Genomic DNA, 14,675 nt, shown 5'->3' on the forward strand with positions numbered 1-14,675 from the left:
TCAGCTGATCACGCCGTCCACCAGGGCCTTCGCCTCGGCCTGTACCTGTTTCAGGTGCTCCTCGCCCCTGAAGGACTCGGCGTAGATCTTGTAGACGTCCTCGGTGCCCGACGGCCGTGCCGCGAACCACGCGTTCTCGGTGGTCACCTTCAGGCCGCCCACGGACGCGCCGTTGCCGGGGGCCTCCGTCAGGCGGGCCGTGATCTCCTCGCCGGCGAGGCTCGTCGCGGTGACGTCCGACGGCGAGAGCTTGCCGAGCGCCGCCTTCTGCTCGCGCGTGGCCGCGGCGTCGATCCGCGCGTAGACCGGTGCGCCGAAGCGGTCGGTCAGCCCGGCATAGTGCTGGGACGGGGTCCTGCCGGTCACCGCGGTGATCTCCGAGGCGAGCAGGGCCAGCAGGAGGCCGTCCTTGTCGGTGCTCCACGGCGTGCCGTCGAGGCGCAGGAAGGACGCACCGGCGGACTCCTCACCGCCGAAGGCCAGGTCGCCGCTCAGCAGGCCGGGCACGAACCACTTGAAGCCCACGGGGACCTCGTGCAGCACGCGTCCGAGGTCCGCCGCGACGCGGTCGATGATCGACGACGAGACGAGGGTCTTGCCGATCACGGCGTCCGCGCGCCAGTCGGGCCGGTTCGCGTACAGGTACTGGATGGCGACGGCGAGGTAGTGGTTCGGGTTCATGAGGCCGCCGTCGGGTGTGACGATCCCGTGGCGGTCCGCGTCGGCGTCGTTGCCGGTGGCGATGTCGAACTCCGTGGCCCGCGTGATCAGGGAGGCCATCGCGAACGGGGAGGAGCAGTCCATCCGGATCTTCTCGTCCCAGTCCAGCGTCATGAACGCCCACTGCGGGTCCACGGTCGGGTTCACGACCGTCAGGTTCAGGTTGTGGCGCTCCCCGATCGCGCCCCAGTAGTCCACGGAGGCGCCACCCATGGGGTCCGCACCGATGTGCACGTCGGCCGAGCGGATGGCGTCGAGGTTCAGCACGGACGGGAGGTCGTCCACGTAGTGCTGCAGGAAGTCGTAGCTGCCGATCCCGTCCGCCGTGCGGGCCTGGGCGATCGGCAGGCGCTTCACCCCGCGCAGGCCGTCCTCGAGCAGGGCGTTGGCGCGGTCGGCGATCCAGTTGGTGGCATCGGAGTCGGCGGGGCCGCCGTGCGGAGGGTTGTACTTGAAGCCGCCGTCACCCGGAGGGTTGTGCGAGGGCGTGATGACGATGCCGTCGGCCTGCTCGGTGCGCGACGCGTTGTGGGCGAGGATCGCGTGGGACACGGCCGGGGTGGGGGTGTAGGCGCCGCGGGCGTCGACCAGGACGGTCACCCGGTTGGCCGCGAGGACCTCCAGGGCGGTGTTCTGCGCCGGCTCGGACAGGGCGTGGGTGTCCTTGCCCATGAACAGGGGGCCCGTGATGCCCTGACCGGCGCGGTACTCGACGATCGCCTGCGTGATCGCCGCGATGTGCCCCTCGTTGAAGGAGGACTTCAGGGACGAGCCACGGTGGCCGGACGTGCCGAACGCCACCCGCTGGGCGGGATCGGAGAGATCGGGCTCGACGTCGAAGTACGCGTCGAGCAGTTTGGTCACGTCGATGAGGTCGCTGGGGAGGGCCACTGTGCCCGCTCGGTTAGCCATGGCCCCAGCATGTCAAAGAACGGCCCCGATTACACCAGTGCAGCGCGGGTTACGCGGGAGTTCCGCGGGCGCGATGGCGGGTTGCCCGCGGACCGATCATCAGTAAGCTGAGTATCAGCGCCCGGCCAGGGAGCAGACGCATCACGGAAGGCAGCACCATGAGCGAGAATCCCGACGACACCCCCACCGCCAATCCCGAGGAGCAGGGCGCCGATGAGGCCGGCACACCGAAGGAGCAGGACGCCGGCGGCTACGGCGGACCCGGCATCGAGGAAGAGGTGGCCCCCGGCTTCGAGGCGGACAACGGCGGCGAGACCGGCGCCTGACCGGCGCCTGACCGTCCGGGGGGCGCCCGTTAGGGTGGACGCGTGACCACGTCCGCGCCTCGCCGCCCGCTCAGGATCGTCCTCGCACCCGACTCCCTCAAGGGGAGCCTTCCGGCAGCGGAGGCTGCCCTCGCCATGTCCGCGGGTGTGACGGCGGCCGCCGCCCGCCTGGGCCATCCGGCGCCCGACGTCGTCCTGGTACCCCTCGCCGACGGCGGTGAGGGGACGCTGGACGCCCTTCTCGCGGCCTGGCGCGTCGAGGCGCGGACCACGTCCTGCCACGACGCCGCCGGCCGGGCGCGGACCGCGCGTTACGGCATCTCCGAGGACCACGGCGCGCCCGGCTCCCCGGTCCGGGGGGTCCTCGAGGCGGCGGAGGCCAACGGCCTGCCCCTGGTCGCCGACCGTCCCCTCGACGCCCTCGCTGCCACCAGCTACGGCGTGGGCGAGATCGCGGCCCGCCTCCTCGACGACGGCGCGGACGAGATCCTGCTGTGCATCGGCGGGTCGGCGACGACCGACGGCGGTGCCGGCCTCCTGGCAGCCCTCGGGGCCCGCTTCCTCGACGCCGACGGCGACCCGCTCACCCCGGGCGGCGGCGCGCTGGGCGCCCTCGCGACCATCGACGTGTCGCAGCTCCACCCCCGGGCCCGTGACGTCCGCTGGCGCATCGCCGTCGACGTCGACAACCCCCTGTGCGGACCGCGCGGCGCCGCGACGGTCTTCGGGCCGCAGAAGGGCGCCTCGCCGGACGACGTCGTCGTCCTCGAAGCAGGGCTCTCCCGCCTGGCGCGGGTGGTCGCCGGGTCGACGGGCGTCGACATGCTCGAGGTGCCGGGGGCGGGCGCGGCCGGTGGACTCCCCGCCGTCCTCGTCCCGTTCCTCGGCGCCGAGATCGTGCCCGGCTCCGCCCTCGTGGCCGACGCCGTCGGACTCGCCGGCGCGCTCGCCGACGCGGATCTCGTGCTCACCGGCGAGGGCTCCTTCGACGCCCAGTCGCTCGGCGGGAAGGTGGTCCACGCCGTCGTGGCGAACGCCCCCGCGGCGTGCGCCGTCGTGGTGATCGCCGGGCGCGTCCAGCTCCCGGCCGCCCGGGTGCACGACGCCGGGCTGGCGGCGGCATTCTCCCTCGCGACCGGACCGATGGCCCTCGACGAACTGATCGAGGGGGCCGGGGCCCTGATGGAGGATGCCGCCGCGCAGGTCTACGGCGTCTTCAGCGCGGGCCGGGTCTAGACCGTGATCTCGCGCTTGAGGATCTTGCCCGTGGGTCCCTTGGGCAGCGCCTCGACGAGCACTACGCGGCGCGGGTACTTGTAGGCGGCCACGCGCTCCTTCGCGAAGGCGGTAATCTCCGCCGCGAGGGCCTCGCGGGCGGCGTCGTCGGCGGGTGCGTGCTCGGCCCGGACGCCGACGACCGCGACGATCTCCTCCCCGTGCAGGTCGTCCGGCACGCCGATCACCGCGGCTTCCGCCACCGCGGGGTGCTCGTACAGGACCTCCTCGACCTCCCGCGGGTACACGTTGTAACCCCCGCGGAGGATCACGTCCTTCTTGCGGTCCACGATGAAGAGGAGGCCGTCCTCGTCCACGCGCGCGAGGTCCCCCGTGCGGAACCAGCCGTCGGGGATGGCGGCCTCGGTGGCGTCCGCGTTCTCCCAGTAGCCCTTCATCACGCAGTGGCCGCGCACGGCGAGTTCCCCCACCTCGCCCTGGGGCACCTCGGTGCCCTGCGGGTCGAGCATCCTCACCTCGACGCCGTCCACCGGGGTGCCGATGGAACCGGGCTTGCGGAGTTGTCCCACGCGGTTGAAGCTCACGATCGGCGAGGTCTCGGACAGGCCGTAGCCCTCCAGCAGGTCCGCCTCGAACACACGCTCGAACTCGTGCAGCACCTCGACCGGCAGCGCGGACCCGCCGGACACGGCCACGCGGACGGAGGAGAGGTCCGTGCCGGTGACGCTCGGGTGGCGCAGCATCGCGACGTACATGGTGGGGACGCCCTCGAAGATCGTCACGCGGTCCCGCTGGATGATCTCGAGCGCCTTGCCCGGCTCGAAGCGGGGGAGCAGGGTCACGGTGGCGCCCGTGAGCACCGCGGCGTTCAGCGCGCAGGTCTGCCCGAAGATGTGGAAGAACGGGAGCCCCCCGAAGAGGACCTCGCCCTCCTTCGTGCCCATGAGGTCGCGGGAGATCTCCGTGTTCCGGGAGAGGTTGGCGTGGGAGAGCGTGGCGCCCTTGGGCCGCCCGGTGGTCCCGGAGGTGTACAGCACCACGGCGGTGTCCTCGCCGTCGAGTTCGACGACGCCCGGGGTCGGCTCGGCCGCGGAGACGCGCTGCATGAAGGCGCCGCCGTCGACCGTCACGACGGCGACGTCCCCGCCCGTCCCGGCACCGGAGCCCTCGGCGCCTGCCTGCGCCTCGGCGATGATGCCCTCCCAGGCGAACACGAGCTTCGCGCCCGAGTCGGTGAGGTGGTAGGCGACCTCGCGCCCCTTGAGGAGAGGGTTCAGCGGGACGACGACGGCGCCGGCCCGGAGGACCCCGTAGTAGACGAATGCCATCTGAGGAATATTCGGCATGATCAGGGCCACGCGGTCGCCGCGCTGCACCCCGTGCTCCGCGAGGAGCGTGGCGACCTTCTGGCTGAGCGCCTCGAGGGCGCCGAAGGTGACCTCGACGTCGTCGAGCTTGATGGCCACCGCCGCGGGGCTCCTCGTCGCAGTGGCCACGAGGTTGTTGGCGAGGTTCGACACGCGATCTCCTTTGATCTCTCAACGCTTCCCTGCAGGAAACCTGCACCTGCCGGTACGGATGTTACCGGTGGGTAGAAGTCTGTGGGATCGGGGGCATCCACGCAACAGGACCCCCCCCCGGCGGCCGGAGAGGGTCCTGTCGCGGAGGGGCCGGAGCTACCGGACGCCGCTCATGGCCTTCCGGATCGTGGGGGCTCCCGTGAGCAGTGCCGCGCCCAGGATGATCGCCGTGACACCGCTGAACGCGAAGTACGGCACCTCCGTCTCCTCGGAGTAGAGGCCGGCGAGCAGGCCGGAGACCGTGGTGCCGAGCGAGATGGAGAGGAAGAACAGGGCGAGCATCTGGGTGCGGAACGCCTCGGGCGCCAGCTTGGTGGTCACGGACAGGCCGATGGGGGAGATGAACAGCTCCGCGAAGGTGAACAGCAGCAGGATCGCGGCGAGGCCCATCAGCGGCGTGCTGTTGGGCCCGCCACCGGCGAAGGGGATGAAGGCGAGGAAGGCGATACCCATGACGATGAGGCCGAGGGAGAACTTCACGGGCGAGGACGGCTGGCGGCTGCCGAGCCGCGTCCACAGGGTGGCGAAGACCCCGGCGAAGATGATGATGAACACGGGGTTGATGGACTGCACCATGCCGGGGGGCATCTCCCACCCGAACAGGTTCCGGTCCAGGCGGCTCTCGGAGTAGAGCGCCACCACGGTGAACTGCTGCTGGAACAGGGACCAGAATGCGGCGCTGGCCACGAAGAGCGGCATGAAGGAGTACACCCGGCGCCGCTCGACGCCGGAGACCTTGCTGCTCGAGAGGATCACCGCGAAGTAGGCGATGGTCGCGGCGATCGCCGTGTACGCCATGACGTCGGCCAGATTGCCGGCGTTGAGCAGCCCGGTGGCCAGGACCACGACGAGGAGCGCGACGGCGGCGGCGGCGATGCCGATCCAGCGCCGGTACTCGGTGCGGGGCAGGGGATTCTCGACCTCGTGCGCTGCCGCCGGGAGATTCCTGCGGGCGAGGGAGTACTGGATCAGCCCTGCGGCCATGCCGACCGCGGCCAGTCCGAAGCCCACATGGAAACCGTAGGCGTCCCAGGCCAGGTTCGTCAGCAGCGGGCCCACGAGGGCGCCGATGTTGATGCCCATGTAGAAGATGGAGAAGCCGGCATCGCGTCGATCGTCACCGGACCGGTAGAGCGTGCCGACGAGCGAGGAGGCATTCGCCTTGAGCCCGCCCGAGCCGACACCGACCAGCACGAGGCCGGCCGCGAGGCCCGTCACGCCGGGCAGCAGGGCGAGGGCGACGTGCCCGCACATGATGACGATCGCCGAGGAGAACAGCACCCGCTCCGAGCCGAACACGCGGTCGGCGAGCCACGCGCCGAGGATCGTCGAGAGGTAGACACCGCCGCCGTACGCGCCCACGAGTCCGGCCGCCAGTCCCGGGTCGAACCCGAGGCCGCCCTCGGCCAGGGAGTACGTCATGTAGTAGAGGAGCAGCGCCTGCATCCCGTAGAACGAGAACCGCTCCCACAGTTCGACGCTGAAGAGGTTGGCGAGCATGCGGGGGTGGCCGAGGAATGTCTTCTCGCCGGTGTCGACGGCGGGCAGCGTGGTACTCATTCTTTCCATGGTGCCGCGCGGCACCGGGGGATGCAAAGTCGCGGAACTACTGCCGATGTGCCTCGATGTGTGCCGCCGCGGCGAGCAGTTGCGCCTCCTCCCCGGGCCTGCCGATGAGCTGCACGCTCATCGACAGGCCGTCGGGCAGGCGCAGGGTCGGGACGGTGACGGCGGGCAGGCCGCAGACGTTCACCATCGAGGTGTAGGGCGAGTACTGGCACTGCCGCACGTAGTCGGTGTCGCCGTCGGCGTCGGTGTACCAGCCGATCGGCCGCGGGGTCATGGCGAGCGCCGGTGTGAGGATCATGTCGTAGCGGGAGTACTGCTCGATGGTGTCGTGCTCGAACAGCCGCAGCACGTCGACGGCGCCCGCGAGGTCGGCCGCGCTGCGTCCGAGGGCCCGACGCCGCAGCACCCGCGTGATGTCCGTCAGGCGGTCCTCGCGGTCGTCGGGGATCGGGGCCGTGGCCAGTCCGGCCGTCCAGACGAGCTGGAAGGCGTCGTGGTAGCGCGGGTCGTAGGTGAGGTCGGCGTCCACGAGGTCGTGGCCGGCGCGCTGCAGCGTCCCGATGCCGGCGGTGAACGCGTCCGTGGCGGCGCTGTCGAGGCCGATCTCCATGGCCCCGGCGAAGGGCGACGCCGTGCTGACGCCGATCCGGAAGCGCCCCTCGGCCCGCAGGGCCGCGTCCGTGAAGGAGCCCGGGTAGCGGGACGCCGCGCTCGTGGGCCGGTAGTTCGGTTCCTGCACCAGTGCGTCGAGCAGCAGCCCGGCGTCCACCGCGGAGTGGGCGAGGGGGCCGGCGACGACGAACTGGCCGAGATCGGCCTGCCCGGATGCCGACGGCACCCGGCCCCGGTTCGGTTTGAGGCCCACCAGGCCGGTGGCGGCCGCGGGGATGCGGATGGATCCGCCGCCGTCGGTCCCGGGCGCGAACGGGATCAACCGCGCCGCCACCGCCGCGGCGCTGCCGCCGGAGGAGCCGCCCGGGCTGAGCCGGCGGTCGAGGGGGTTGCGGGCCGGCGGGGCGATGCGGTTCTCGCTGTAGCAGCTCAGCCCGAACTCGGGCACCTGGGTCTTGCCGAGGCTGACGGCCCCGGCCCGGCGCAGCACCGCGGCGAGCGGGGCGTCCTGCCCGGCGACGGCGTGGTCGAGGGCGGCCGTACCCAGCGTGGTCCGCACGCCGGCGACGTCGGTGAGGTCCTTGTGGGCGAGGGGCATGCCGTGCAGGGGGCCGAGGGCCGCACCCGAGGCGCGGACGCGATCGGCGTTGTCGGCGGCGCGGAGGGCGTCGTCGTGCGTGACCGTGACGAACGAGCCGAGCTCGGGGTCCAGGGCGTCGATCCGGCGGAGGAAGTGCTCGGTGACCTCCCGGGCGCCGGCGGCGCCGCGCGCCAGGGCGTCCCGGAGGGTGAGTGCGGAGAGTTCGTGGAGTTCGCTCATCAGGGACCACTATAGGAGCCGCCGCAGGGCGGGGCGGACCGTAGCAATGGCGACGCCCCGCCGCCCCGTGAAAAGGTGGGTGCATGAGCGAAATCCAGAACGTACCGGTGACGGCAGTACCCGACGACGCGCGCATCCTCGACGTCCGCGAGCAGTACGAATGGGAGGCCGGGCACGTGGCCGGCGCGCTGCACGTCCCCCTCGGGGAGCTGCCCGCCCGGCTCGGGGAACTGGATCCGGACGAGGACCTGCACGTGATCTGCCGCAGCGGGGGCAGGTCGCAGCGCGCCGCCGAATGGCTGGAGGGGAACGGCTACACGGCCGTCAACGTGAGCGGGGGCATGGGCGCCTGGCTCGAGGCCGGGAAGCCGATGGTCTCCGAGGTGGGCGGCGAGCCCACGGTCCTGTGAGCGGCCCCGCCCGGACGGACGGTCCCTCCTACGCCTACCTGGGGCCCGAGGGGACCTTCACCGAGGCCGCCCTGCTCCAGGTGCCGGGCGCCGACGCCGCGCGCCGCGTCCCTGCCGTGACGGTGGGGGCGGCGCTCGACGCCGTCCGTGCGCGTTCCGTCGACGCCGCGATGGTGCCCATCGAGAACTCGGTCGAGGGCGGGGTGAGCGCGACCCTGGACGCCATCGCGGTGGGGGAGCCGCTGCGCATCCTGCGCGAGGAGCTCGTGCCCATCACCTTCGTCCTCGCCGCCCGGCCGGGCGCCGCGCTGGACGCGGTCCGGCGCATCGCGACGCACGGGCACGCCTGGGCGCAGTGCAGGAACTGGGTCGACGCGCACGTGCGGGAGGCCGAGTACTTCCCGTCGTCGTCGACCGCGGCGGCCGCCTTCGGGCTCGCCGGCGACGATCACGGCTACGACGCGGCGATCTGCTCGCCCCTCGTCGCCGAACGCCTCGGCCTCGCCGTGCTCGCCAAGGACATCGGGGACGTCACCGACGCCGTCACCCGCTTCATCCTGGTGGGCAGGCCGGACGCCCTGCCCCCGCGCACGGGAGCCGACAAGACCACCCTCGTGATCCCGCTGCCGGAGGACCACCCCGGCGCCCTCATGCAGATCCTCGACCAGTTCGCGGCCCGGGGCGTGAATCTGAGCCGTATCGAGTCGCGGCCCACGGGGCAGTTCCTCGGCGACTACTTCTTCAGCGTGGACGCCGACGGCCACGTCGAGGACGCCCGGGTGGCCGACGCCCTCAAGGGCCTGCACCGCATCAGCCCCGGCCTGCGGTTCCTCGGCTCGTACGCCCGCGCCGACCGGCGCTCCCCGGCCGTGGAGCGCCACACCTCCGACGACGCCTTCGGGGCTGCCGACGCCTGGCTGGAGGACATCGTCCGGGGCCGGGAGGGCGCCGAGCGAGGAGGAGCTGAAACACAGTAGGCTTAGTATCGAAGGTCCTCCTCCCACCGAAGGCTGGTTCCACGATGGCTCGTTTGCGGCGCAGCAATACGCGCAGGCCCGGTATCACCCGCCGCCGGCACGGCAAGGGCTTCAGCTACCGTGCGCCGGACGGCGCGCCGCTCCGGGACCCCGACGAGGTGCAGCGCATCAGGGACCTGGTGATCCCGCCGGCGTGGAAGGACGTGTGGATCGCGCCCTACCCCAACGGCCACGTCCAGGCCATCGGGACGGACGACGCCGGCCGGCGGCAGTACATGTACCACCCGGCGTGGCGGGAGCAGAAGGACCGCGAGAAGTTCGACCGCGCCCTGGACTTCGGCGCGAAACTGCCGAGTGCCCGCCGTGCCATCACCCAGCACCTGCGCAGCGACGGGGTGCCCAGGGAGCGCGCCTTCGCGGCCGCGCTCCGGATCGTCGACGCCGGTGCCCTGAGGATCGGGTCGGCCCAGTACGCGGAGGCCAACGGGTCCTTCGGCGTCACGACGCTGCTGGTGGAGCACTGCACCGTCCAGGGGGACGTCATCCTGTTCGACTTCCCCGGCAAGAGCGGCCAGCAGTGGGACACCCGCCTGGAGGACGAGGACCTCGCCGAGGCGCTGCGTCCGATGCTGGAGCGCGAGGACCCCGACACCGTCCTCGCCCACCGGACGGAGGACGGCATATGGCACCACGTGGACGGCTCCCAGCTCAACGAGTTCCTGCGGCAGGTCACGGGCGGGCCGTTCACCGCCAAGGACTTCCGGACGTGGCAGGCCACCGTCGTCGCCGCCATGGCCCTCGCCAGGGAGGATCTCGCTGCCACGACCCGCACGGCCCGCCAGAAGGCGGTCAGTGCCACCATGCGGGCCGTCGCCGACCACCTCGGCAACACGCCCACGGTGGCCAGGAGCTCCTACGTGGACCCGCGGCTCGTCGATCGTTTCATGAGCGGCGAGGTCATCCCCATCACCTCCTACTCGGCCTCGGAGAAGGCCGTGCAGGAACTGCTGCGCGACTGACACCGAGCATTTCCAACCATCCCGTTCCTCAGTACGCTGGCAGCGGGCGCCCAACGAGGAGCGCATCCTCCGATGAAAGGCAGCATCATGACCGAGAACTCGCACGAAGGACACATCGTGAACCCCAACAAGGGTGACGGCTCGACGTCGGATCCCAACTGGCACGGCGACGCCGGCGACCAGGGCAACGATCTCCGCTTCGCGGAGGAGCAGGCGCTGATCAACGAGCAGGCCGAGGGCGGGTCGGCCGGGGACGCCGTCGAGGACGAGGGCCACTACACCAGTGCCGAACCCGCAGGCGGGTCGGGCGGGTACACCTCCGCCGAGAACCCGGCCGAGGAGGGCGAGTACACCGACAAGGACAAGCCGCTCGTCGATACGCCCGAGGGCGAGGGCGGATACACCGACCGCGACCGCTAGGAGTGGCCGCGGGACTCCTGTCCTGAGGGGAGCGGCGGTCGCCGCCGGGACGGGAGCGACAGGGCCGGAGCGGACCCCGGTGGTCCGGGCACCGGAGGCGGCACCCGCACCATCAGGGCACCCGGATCCGCGCGGGCCGTCATCGACGTGACCGTCCCCGAGGCGTCGCCGTCGAGCTGCGTGGCGATCGGTTCCCCGGACCACACGGTGACCTCCCGGGCGCGGTAGTAGCTGATGACGGGGATGCCGCCGCGGTGCCGGAGGAGGATCTTCGCGGCCATGAAGGTCCAGCCGAGCAGGCTCCGCGGACTGAGCACCACGACGTCGAGGTAGCCGTCGTCGATCCGCGCGTCGGGCACGAAGTCCACGCCGGCCGGCAGCTTCCCGCAGTTGGCCACGAGGAGGCTGCGCACCTTCCGGGTCTGCGGGGGCTGGCCGTCCAGGCTGATCGAGATGCGCCGCCGCCTGCCGGGCAGGTGCCGCATGCCGGCCTCGCTGTAGGCGAGCCAGCCGTACTTCTCCTTGAGGTCGTCCTTGGTGGCCGCCATGACGCTCGCGTCGAAGCCGATCCCGCCCATCACGAGGAAGGGGTACTCCGACACCGTCATCGTGTGCTCGTTGCGGAGCGTGATCCGTCCCATGTCGATGCGCCGTTCGAAGCCGTGCAGCGCGAGGCGGAGGCACCCGGCGACGTCGTTGTACGGCAGGCCGAGATTACGCACCAGCAGGTTGCCGGTCCCGAGCGGCAGCAGGCCGAGGGCCGCGGGCTGGTGCGCGAGGGCCCGGGCGACGGCGCGCACCGTCCCGTCCCCGCCCGCGGCGATCACGAGGTCCGCCCCGGCCGCCAGGGCCTGCTCCGCCTGGCCCGTGCCCGGGTCCGCGATCGTCGTCTCGAGGATGAGCGGAGGGGTCCAGCCGGCATCGGAGCACGCCTGTTCCACGAGCGCCCGCGCGGCGTGGGCCTGCAGCTTGGTGGGATTCAGGACGAGGGCCACACGCTGTGGCCCGCTGCCCACCGGTACGGGTTCATGGACGGACGCCGTGGGCGTCCGGGTCTGCTGGAGGCGTCGCACGGACCAGTAGGACTGGATGGATGCGACGGCGGCGGACGCCGCAGCGGTCCCGGCGAGCAGTTTGCGGCGCATGATCACCCACAATAGCGGCCCGTCCCGCCGGGCCGGGCGGGGACCGGAGGTTGGGTAGTCTTAGCGGGTGATCGACGTCAACGACCTCCGCCTGAATCCCGAGCAGTTCCGAGCATCACAGCGTGCCCGCCGGGCGGACGAGTCGCTGGTCGACGCCGTCCTCGCCGCCGACACGCGCCGCCGTGAGGCCGTGACGGCCTACGAGACGCTCCGCGCCGAGCAGAACGCCTTCGGCAAGAGGGTCGCCCAGGCCAGGGGCGAGGAGAAGCAGGCGCTGCTCGCCGAGGTCAAGGAGCTCGCCGGTGCCGTGAAGGCCGCTGCAGCGGCCTCCGAGGAGGCCAAGGCGGACCAGGAGACCCTGCTGCGGAAGCTCCCCAACCTCGTGCAGGAGGGCGTGCCGGAGGGTGGCGAGGACGACTACGCGGTTGTCAGGAAGGTCGGGACCCCCCGCGACTTCGCGGCCGAGGGTTTCGAGCCCCGCGACCACCTCGAGATCGGCGAGCTGATCGGGGCGATCGACATGGAGCGGGGCGCCAAGGTCTCCGGATCGCGCTTCTACTTCCTGAAGGGCGTGGGGGCGCGCCTGGAGCTGGCCCTGCTGCGGATGGCGCTGGACCAGGCGATGGAGGCCGGGTTCACGCCCATGATCACCCCCACCCTCGTCCGCCCCGAGACCATGCAGGGCACCGGCTTCGACATCGCCCACGACGCCGAGATCTACCGGCTCGAGGCGGACGACCTCTACCTGGTGGGCACCTCCGAGGTCGCCCTCGCCGGATACCACTCCGACGAGATCCTCGACCTCGGCGCGGGTCCCCTCCGCTATGCGGGCTGGTCGTCCTGCTACCGCCGTGAGGCGGGCTCGCACGGCAAGGACACCCGCGGGATCATCCGCGTGCACCAGTTCAACAAGGTGGAGATGTTCACCTACACCACGGTGGAGGACGCCCCCGCGGAGCACGAGCGCATGCTGGCCTGGGAAGAGGAGATGCTCGCGAAGGTGGAGCTGCCCTACCGCGTCATCGACACCGCGGCCGGCGACCTCGGGATGTCCGCCGCCCGCAAGTTCGACTGCGAGGCGTGGGTCCCCACGCAGGGCGACTACCGCGAGCTGACCTCGACGTCGAACTGCACCACCTTCCAGTCCCGCCGGCTGAACATCCGCGAACGCCCGGACGGGGAGGGGCAGAAGGGCACGCGCGCCGTCGCGACCCTCAACGGGACCCTCGCCACCACGCGCTGGATCGTCGCGATCCTCGAGCACCACCAGAACCCGGACGGCTCGGTGACGGTTCCCGCCGCCCTGCGTCCGTACCTGAACGGACTGGAGATCCTTCCCGTACTGGCGCCACGCTAGCCGCGTCTCGGGGGCGTCTGCTTCACTAAGGGGTATGACTACTCTGACCAACGCCGGCATCGATGACCGGCAGGACAACCGCACACAGCATCTGGTCGCCCTCGACGTCGACGGCACCCTCGTGGACCACGAGGGTGCCATGACGGACGAGGTCCGCGACGCCGCCCGGGCCGTCATCGAAGCCGGGCACGACGTCATCATCGCCACGGGGCGCTCCCTCGGTGCCACCCTGCCCGTGATCGGGCTCCTCGGCATCACGCGGGGCTATGCCGTGTGCTCCAACGGGGGCGTCACGCTGAGGATCGACGCGGCCCTCCCCGGAGGGTTCGAGGTCATCGACCGCGTGACCTTCGACCCCAGGCCGGCCCTCAGTGCGCTGCGGGACCGCCTGCCGGCCGCCAAGTACGCCCTGGAGGACGACCGCGGCAGGTTCCTCTCGACCGAGAGCTTCCAGGATGCGAGCTTCGGCTCGGAAGCGGAGAGCGTCGGATTCGAGGAGATGCTCGAGTCCCGCGCCGTGCGCGTCGTGGTCTTCAGCACCGACAGTTCGGCCGAGGAGTTCGGCGAGGCCGTCGCAGCCATCGGCCTGCACGGCGTCACCTACTCGGTGGGCTGGACCGCGTGGCTCGACATCGCCGCAGCGGGCGTCACGAAGGCCAGCGCCCTGGAGGTCCTCAGGGACCGCCTCGGCACCTCCCGGGCGCACACGGTCGCCGTGGGCGACGGCCGCAACGACATCGAGATGCTCCAGTGGGCGGGGCGCGGCGTCGCCATGGGGCAGGCGCCGGACGAGGTCCGCTCGGTCGCCTCCGAGGTCACCGGCAGCGTGTACGACGACGGCGCGGCGAAGGTCCTCCGCTCCCTCGTCTGACCCCCCTCGTCCGACCCCCGGAGACCAGCGGCCGCTCCTGCCGATCAGTAGGCCAGGGCCGCTGCAGGGAGGGACGCGGGACCGTGCGCGAGGTCCAGCAGCCGTGCCGCGGCGGGCCGCGTGGCCCACTCCTCCGTCCAGTGGGACCGGACGACGGCCCGGCTGACCGCCTGCGTGGTGATCCCGAGTTCCTGCGCCACGTACTTCTGCTGCCCCCGCGCCCCGGGCGTCATGAGGTCCACGACGGCCCACTCGGCGTCCGTCCGTGTGGCGACGATCTGGCCGAGCAGCCGCAGCACGGCCTCCGCCTCGGCCGCGATCTCGCCGTCCGGCCCCTCGACCGCGAGCGGAATCCGTTCGCCGGTCCTCCGGGCCCTGTCCACCGCGCGGCGGGCGTACACGAGGCCGTAGCCCTCCGCGTCCACGAGGCGTTCGGGCACGGGGGGCGTGAGGCCGCCGACGCCGACGCCCACGTGCCAGCGCCGGTGGCGGAGGGCGCGGAGCGCCGCCTCGACGGCCGCCGTCGCCGAGTCCGTCACACCCTGCACCTCGTCGCCGACGGACCGCTGGAACGGCACCGCGGCGGGCACGTGGCGCAGGGACCTCAGCAGGTCGGCGGTGAGGTCCCCGGCCTCACGCGAGTCTCGCTGGTTGATCGTCAGGACGTAGTGCATTGCATCAGTATGGAGTCCCGAGGATGT

The 14,675-nt window shown here is 71.9% G+C and carries 14 protein-coding genes; 8 read left to right on the plus strand and 6 right to left on the minus strand.

All coding sequences use genetic code 11. The annotated features are described in order from the left end of the window. The gene (gene pgm, locus AC4D2E_RS11770) at positions 1-1,632 is read right to left on the minus strand and encodes a phosphoglucomutase (alpha-D-glucose-1,6-bisphosphate-dependent) (protein ID WP_490952749.1); all 1,632 of its coding nucleotides are present in this window, start codon (positions 1,630-1,632) and stop codon (positions 1-3) included. A 158-nt stretch (positions 1,633-1,790) separates the two neighbouring features. On the opposite strand from pgm, the gene AC4D2E_RS11775 reads away from it, so the two are divergent. Both AC4D2E_RS11775 and AC4D2E_RS11780 read left to right on the plus strand, forming a co-directional pair. After that, positions 1,791-1,958, plus strand: a complete 168-nt coding sequence (locus AC4D2E_RS11775) for a hypothetical protein (RefSeq protein ID WP_490952750.1) — start codon at positions 1,791-1,793, stop codon at positions 1,956-1,958. A gap of 42 nt (positions 1,959-2,000) precedes the next feature. After that, positions 2,001-3,194: a glycerate kinase gene (locus AC4D2E_RS11780; protein ID WP_490952751.1), complete on the plus strand. Its 1,194-nt coding sequence runs from the start codon at positions 2,001-2,003 to the stop codon at positions 3,192-3,194. On the opposite strand, the gene AC4D2E_RS11785 is transcribed toward AC4D2E_RS11780, so the two are convergent. The 3 genes from AC4D2E_RS11785 to AC4D2E_RS11795 form a co-directional block, all read right to left on the minus strand. Beyond that, a complete protein-coding gene (locus tag AC4D2E_RS11785) occupies positions 3,191-4,714 on the minus strand; it encodes a long-chain-fatty-acid--CoA ligase (RefSeq protein ID WP_490952752.1) in 1,524 nt (507 codons plus the stop codon). The two genes, AC4D2E_RS11780 and AC4D2E_RS11785, sit on opposite strands and share 4 nt — an antisense overlap. A 156-nt stretch (positions 4,715-4,870) precedes the next feature. Beyond that, positions 4,871-6,334, minus strand: a complete 1,464-nt coding sequence (locus tag AC4D2E_RS11790) for a peptide MFS transporter (protein ID WP_490952753.1) — start codon at positions 6,332-6,334, stop codon at positions 4,871-4,873. Between the two features lie 46 nt (positions 6,335-6,380). Then, a complete protein-coding gene (locus tag AC4D2E_RS11795) occupies positions 6,381-7,775 on the minus strand; it encodes an amidase (protein WP_490952754.1) in 1,395 nt (464 codons plus the stop codon). A gap of 83 nt (positions 7,776-7,858) precedes the next feature. On the opposite strand from AC4D2E_RS11795, the gene AC4D2E_RS11800 reads away from it, so the two are divergent. From AC4D2E_RS11800 to AC4D2E_RS11815, 4 genes are all read left to right on the plus strand, one after another. Continuing rightward, positions 7,859-8,185: a rhodanese-like domain-containing protein gene (locus AC4D2E_RS11800; protein ID WP_490911496.1), complete on the plus strand. Its 327-nt coding sequence runs from the start codon at positions 7,859-7,861 to the stop codon at positions 8,183-8,185. After that, positions 8,182-9,162 carry a prephenate dehydratase gene (gene pheA, locus AC4D2E_RS11805; RefSeq protein WP_490952755.1) on the plus strand — a complete coding sequence of 327 codons (981 nt, stop codon included), beginning with the start codon at positions 8,182-8,184 and terminating at the stop codon, positions 9,160-9,162. Before AC4D2E_RS11800 ends, pheA begins: the two co-directional genes overlap by 4 nt. A 44-nt stretch (positions 9,163-9,206) precedes the next feature. Next, positions 9,207-10,181 carry a DNA topoisomerase IB gene (locus tag AC4D2E_RS11810; protein WP_490952756.1) on the plus strand — a complete coding sequence of 325 codons (975 nt, stop codon included), beginning with the start codon at positions 9,207-9,209 and terminating at the stop codon, positions 10,179-10,181. Between the two features lie 87 nt (positions 10,182-10,268). Beyond that, positions 10,269-10,601, plus strand: a complete 333-nt coding sequence (locus AC4D2E_RS11815) for a hypothetical protein (RefSeq protein ID WP_146067425.1) — start codon at positions 10,269-10,271, stop codon at positions 10,599-10,601. On the opposite strand, the gene AC4D2E_RS11820 is transcribed toward AC4D2E_RS11815, so the two are convergent. Further along, positions 10,598-11,746 carry a diacylglycerol/lipid kinase family protein gene (locus AC4D2E_RS11820; protein ID WP_490952757.1) on the minus strand — a complete coding sequence of 383 codons (1,149 nt, stop codon included), beginning with the start codon at positions 11,744-11,746 and terminating at the stop codon, positions 10,598-10,600. The two genes, AC4D2E_RS11815 and AC4D2E_RS11820, sit on opposite strands and share 4 nt — an antisense overlap. A gap of 67 nt (positions 11,747-11,813) precedes the next feature. Between AC4D2E_RS11820 and serS the strand changes: the two genes are divergently transcribed. Together serS and AC4D2E_RS11830 are read left to right on the plus strand one after the other, a co-directional pair. Then, on the plus strand, positions 11,814-13,103 hold the full coding sequence (gene serS / locus AC4D2E_RS11825; protein ID WP_490952758.1) for a serine--tRNA ligase: 1,290 nt from the start codon (positions 11,814-11,816) through the stop codon (positions 13,101-13,103). A gap of 34 nt (positions 13,104-13,137) precedes the next feature. Continuing rightward, complete coding sequence (locus AC4D2E_RS11830; RefSeq protein WP_490952759.1) at positions 13,138-13,974, plus strand: HAD family hydrolase; 837 nt, start codon at positions 13,138-13,140, stop codon at positions 13,972-13,974. A 44-nt stretch (positions 13,975-14,018) separates the two neighbouring features. Here AC4D2E_RS11830 and AC4D2E_RS11835 read toward each other — a convergent pair whose 3' ends face one another. After that, a complete protein-coding gene (locus AC4D2E_RS11835) occupies positions 14,019-14,648 on the minus strand; it encodes a hypothetical protein (protein ID WP_490952760.1) in 630 nt (209 codons plus the stop codon). Positions 14,649-14,675 lie beyond the last annotated feature (27 nt).

This window comes from Arthrobacter sp. TJ-265 (assembly GCF_058269135.1).

Bases quoted from the DNA above. Each gene is read 5' to 3' on its own strand.
- pgm (WP_490952749.1), bottom strand. From the start codon at position 1,632: ATGGCTAACCGAGCGGGCACAGTGGCCCTCCCCAGCGACCTCATCGAC.
- AC4D2E_RS11775 (WP_490952750.1), top strand. From the start codon at position 1,791: ATGAGCGAGAATCCCGACGACACCCCCACCGCCAATCCCGAGGAGCAG.
- AC4D2E_RS11790 (WP_490952753.1), bottom strand. From the start codon at position 6,334: ATGAGTACCACGCTGCCCGCCGTCGACACCGGCGAGAAGACATTCCTC.
- AC4D2E_RS11795 (WP_490952754.1), bottom strand. From the start codon at position 7,775: ATGAGCGAACTCCACGAACTCTCCGCACTCACCCTCCGGGACGCCCTG.
- AC4D2E_RS11800 (WP_490911496.1), top strand. From the start codon at position 7,859: ATGAGCGAAATCCAGAACGTACCGGTGACGGCAGTACCCGACGACGCG.
- AC4D2E_RS11810 (WP_490952756.1), top strand. From the start codon at position 9,207: ATGGCTCGTTTGCGGCGCAGCAATACGCGCAGGCCCGGTATCACCCGC.
- AC4D2E_RS11815 (WP_146067425.1), top strand. From the start codon at position 10,269: ATGACCGAGAACTCGCACGAAGGACACATCGTGAACCCCAACAAGGGT.
- AC4D2E_RS11820 (WP_490952757.1), bottom strand. From the start codon at position 11,746: ATGCGCCGCAAACTGCTCGCCGGGACCGCTGCGGCGTCCGCCGCCGTC.
- AC4D2E_RS11830 (WP_490952759.1), top strand. From the start codon at position 13,138: ATGACTACTCTGACCAACGCCGGCATCGATGACCGGCAGGACAACCGC.
- AC4D2E_RS11835 (WP_490952760.1), bottom strand. From the start codon at position 14,648: ATGCACTACGTCCTGACGATCAACCAGCGAGACTCGCGTGAGGCCGGG.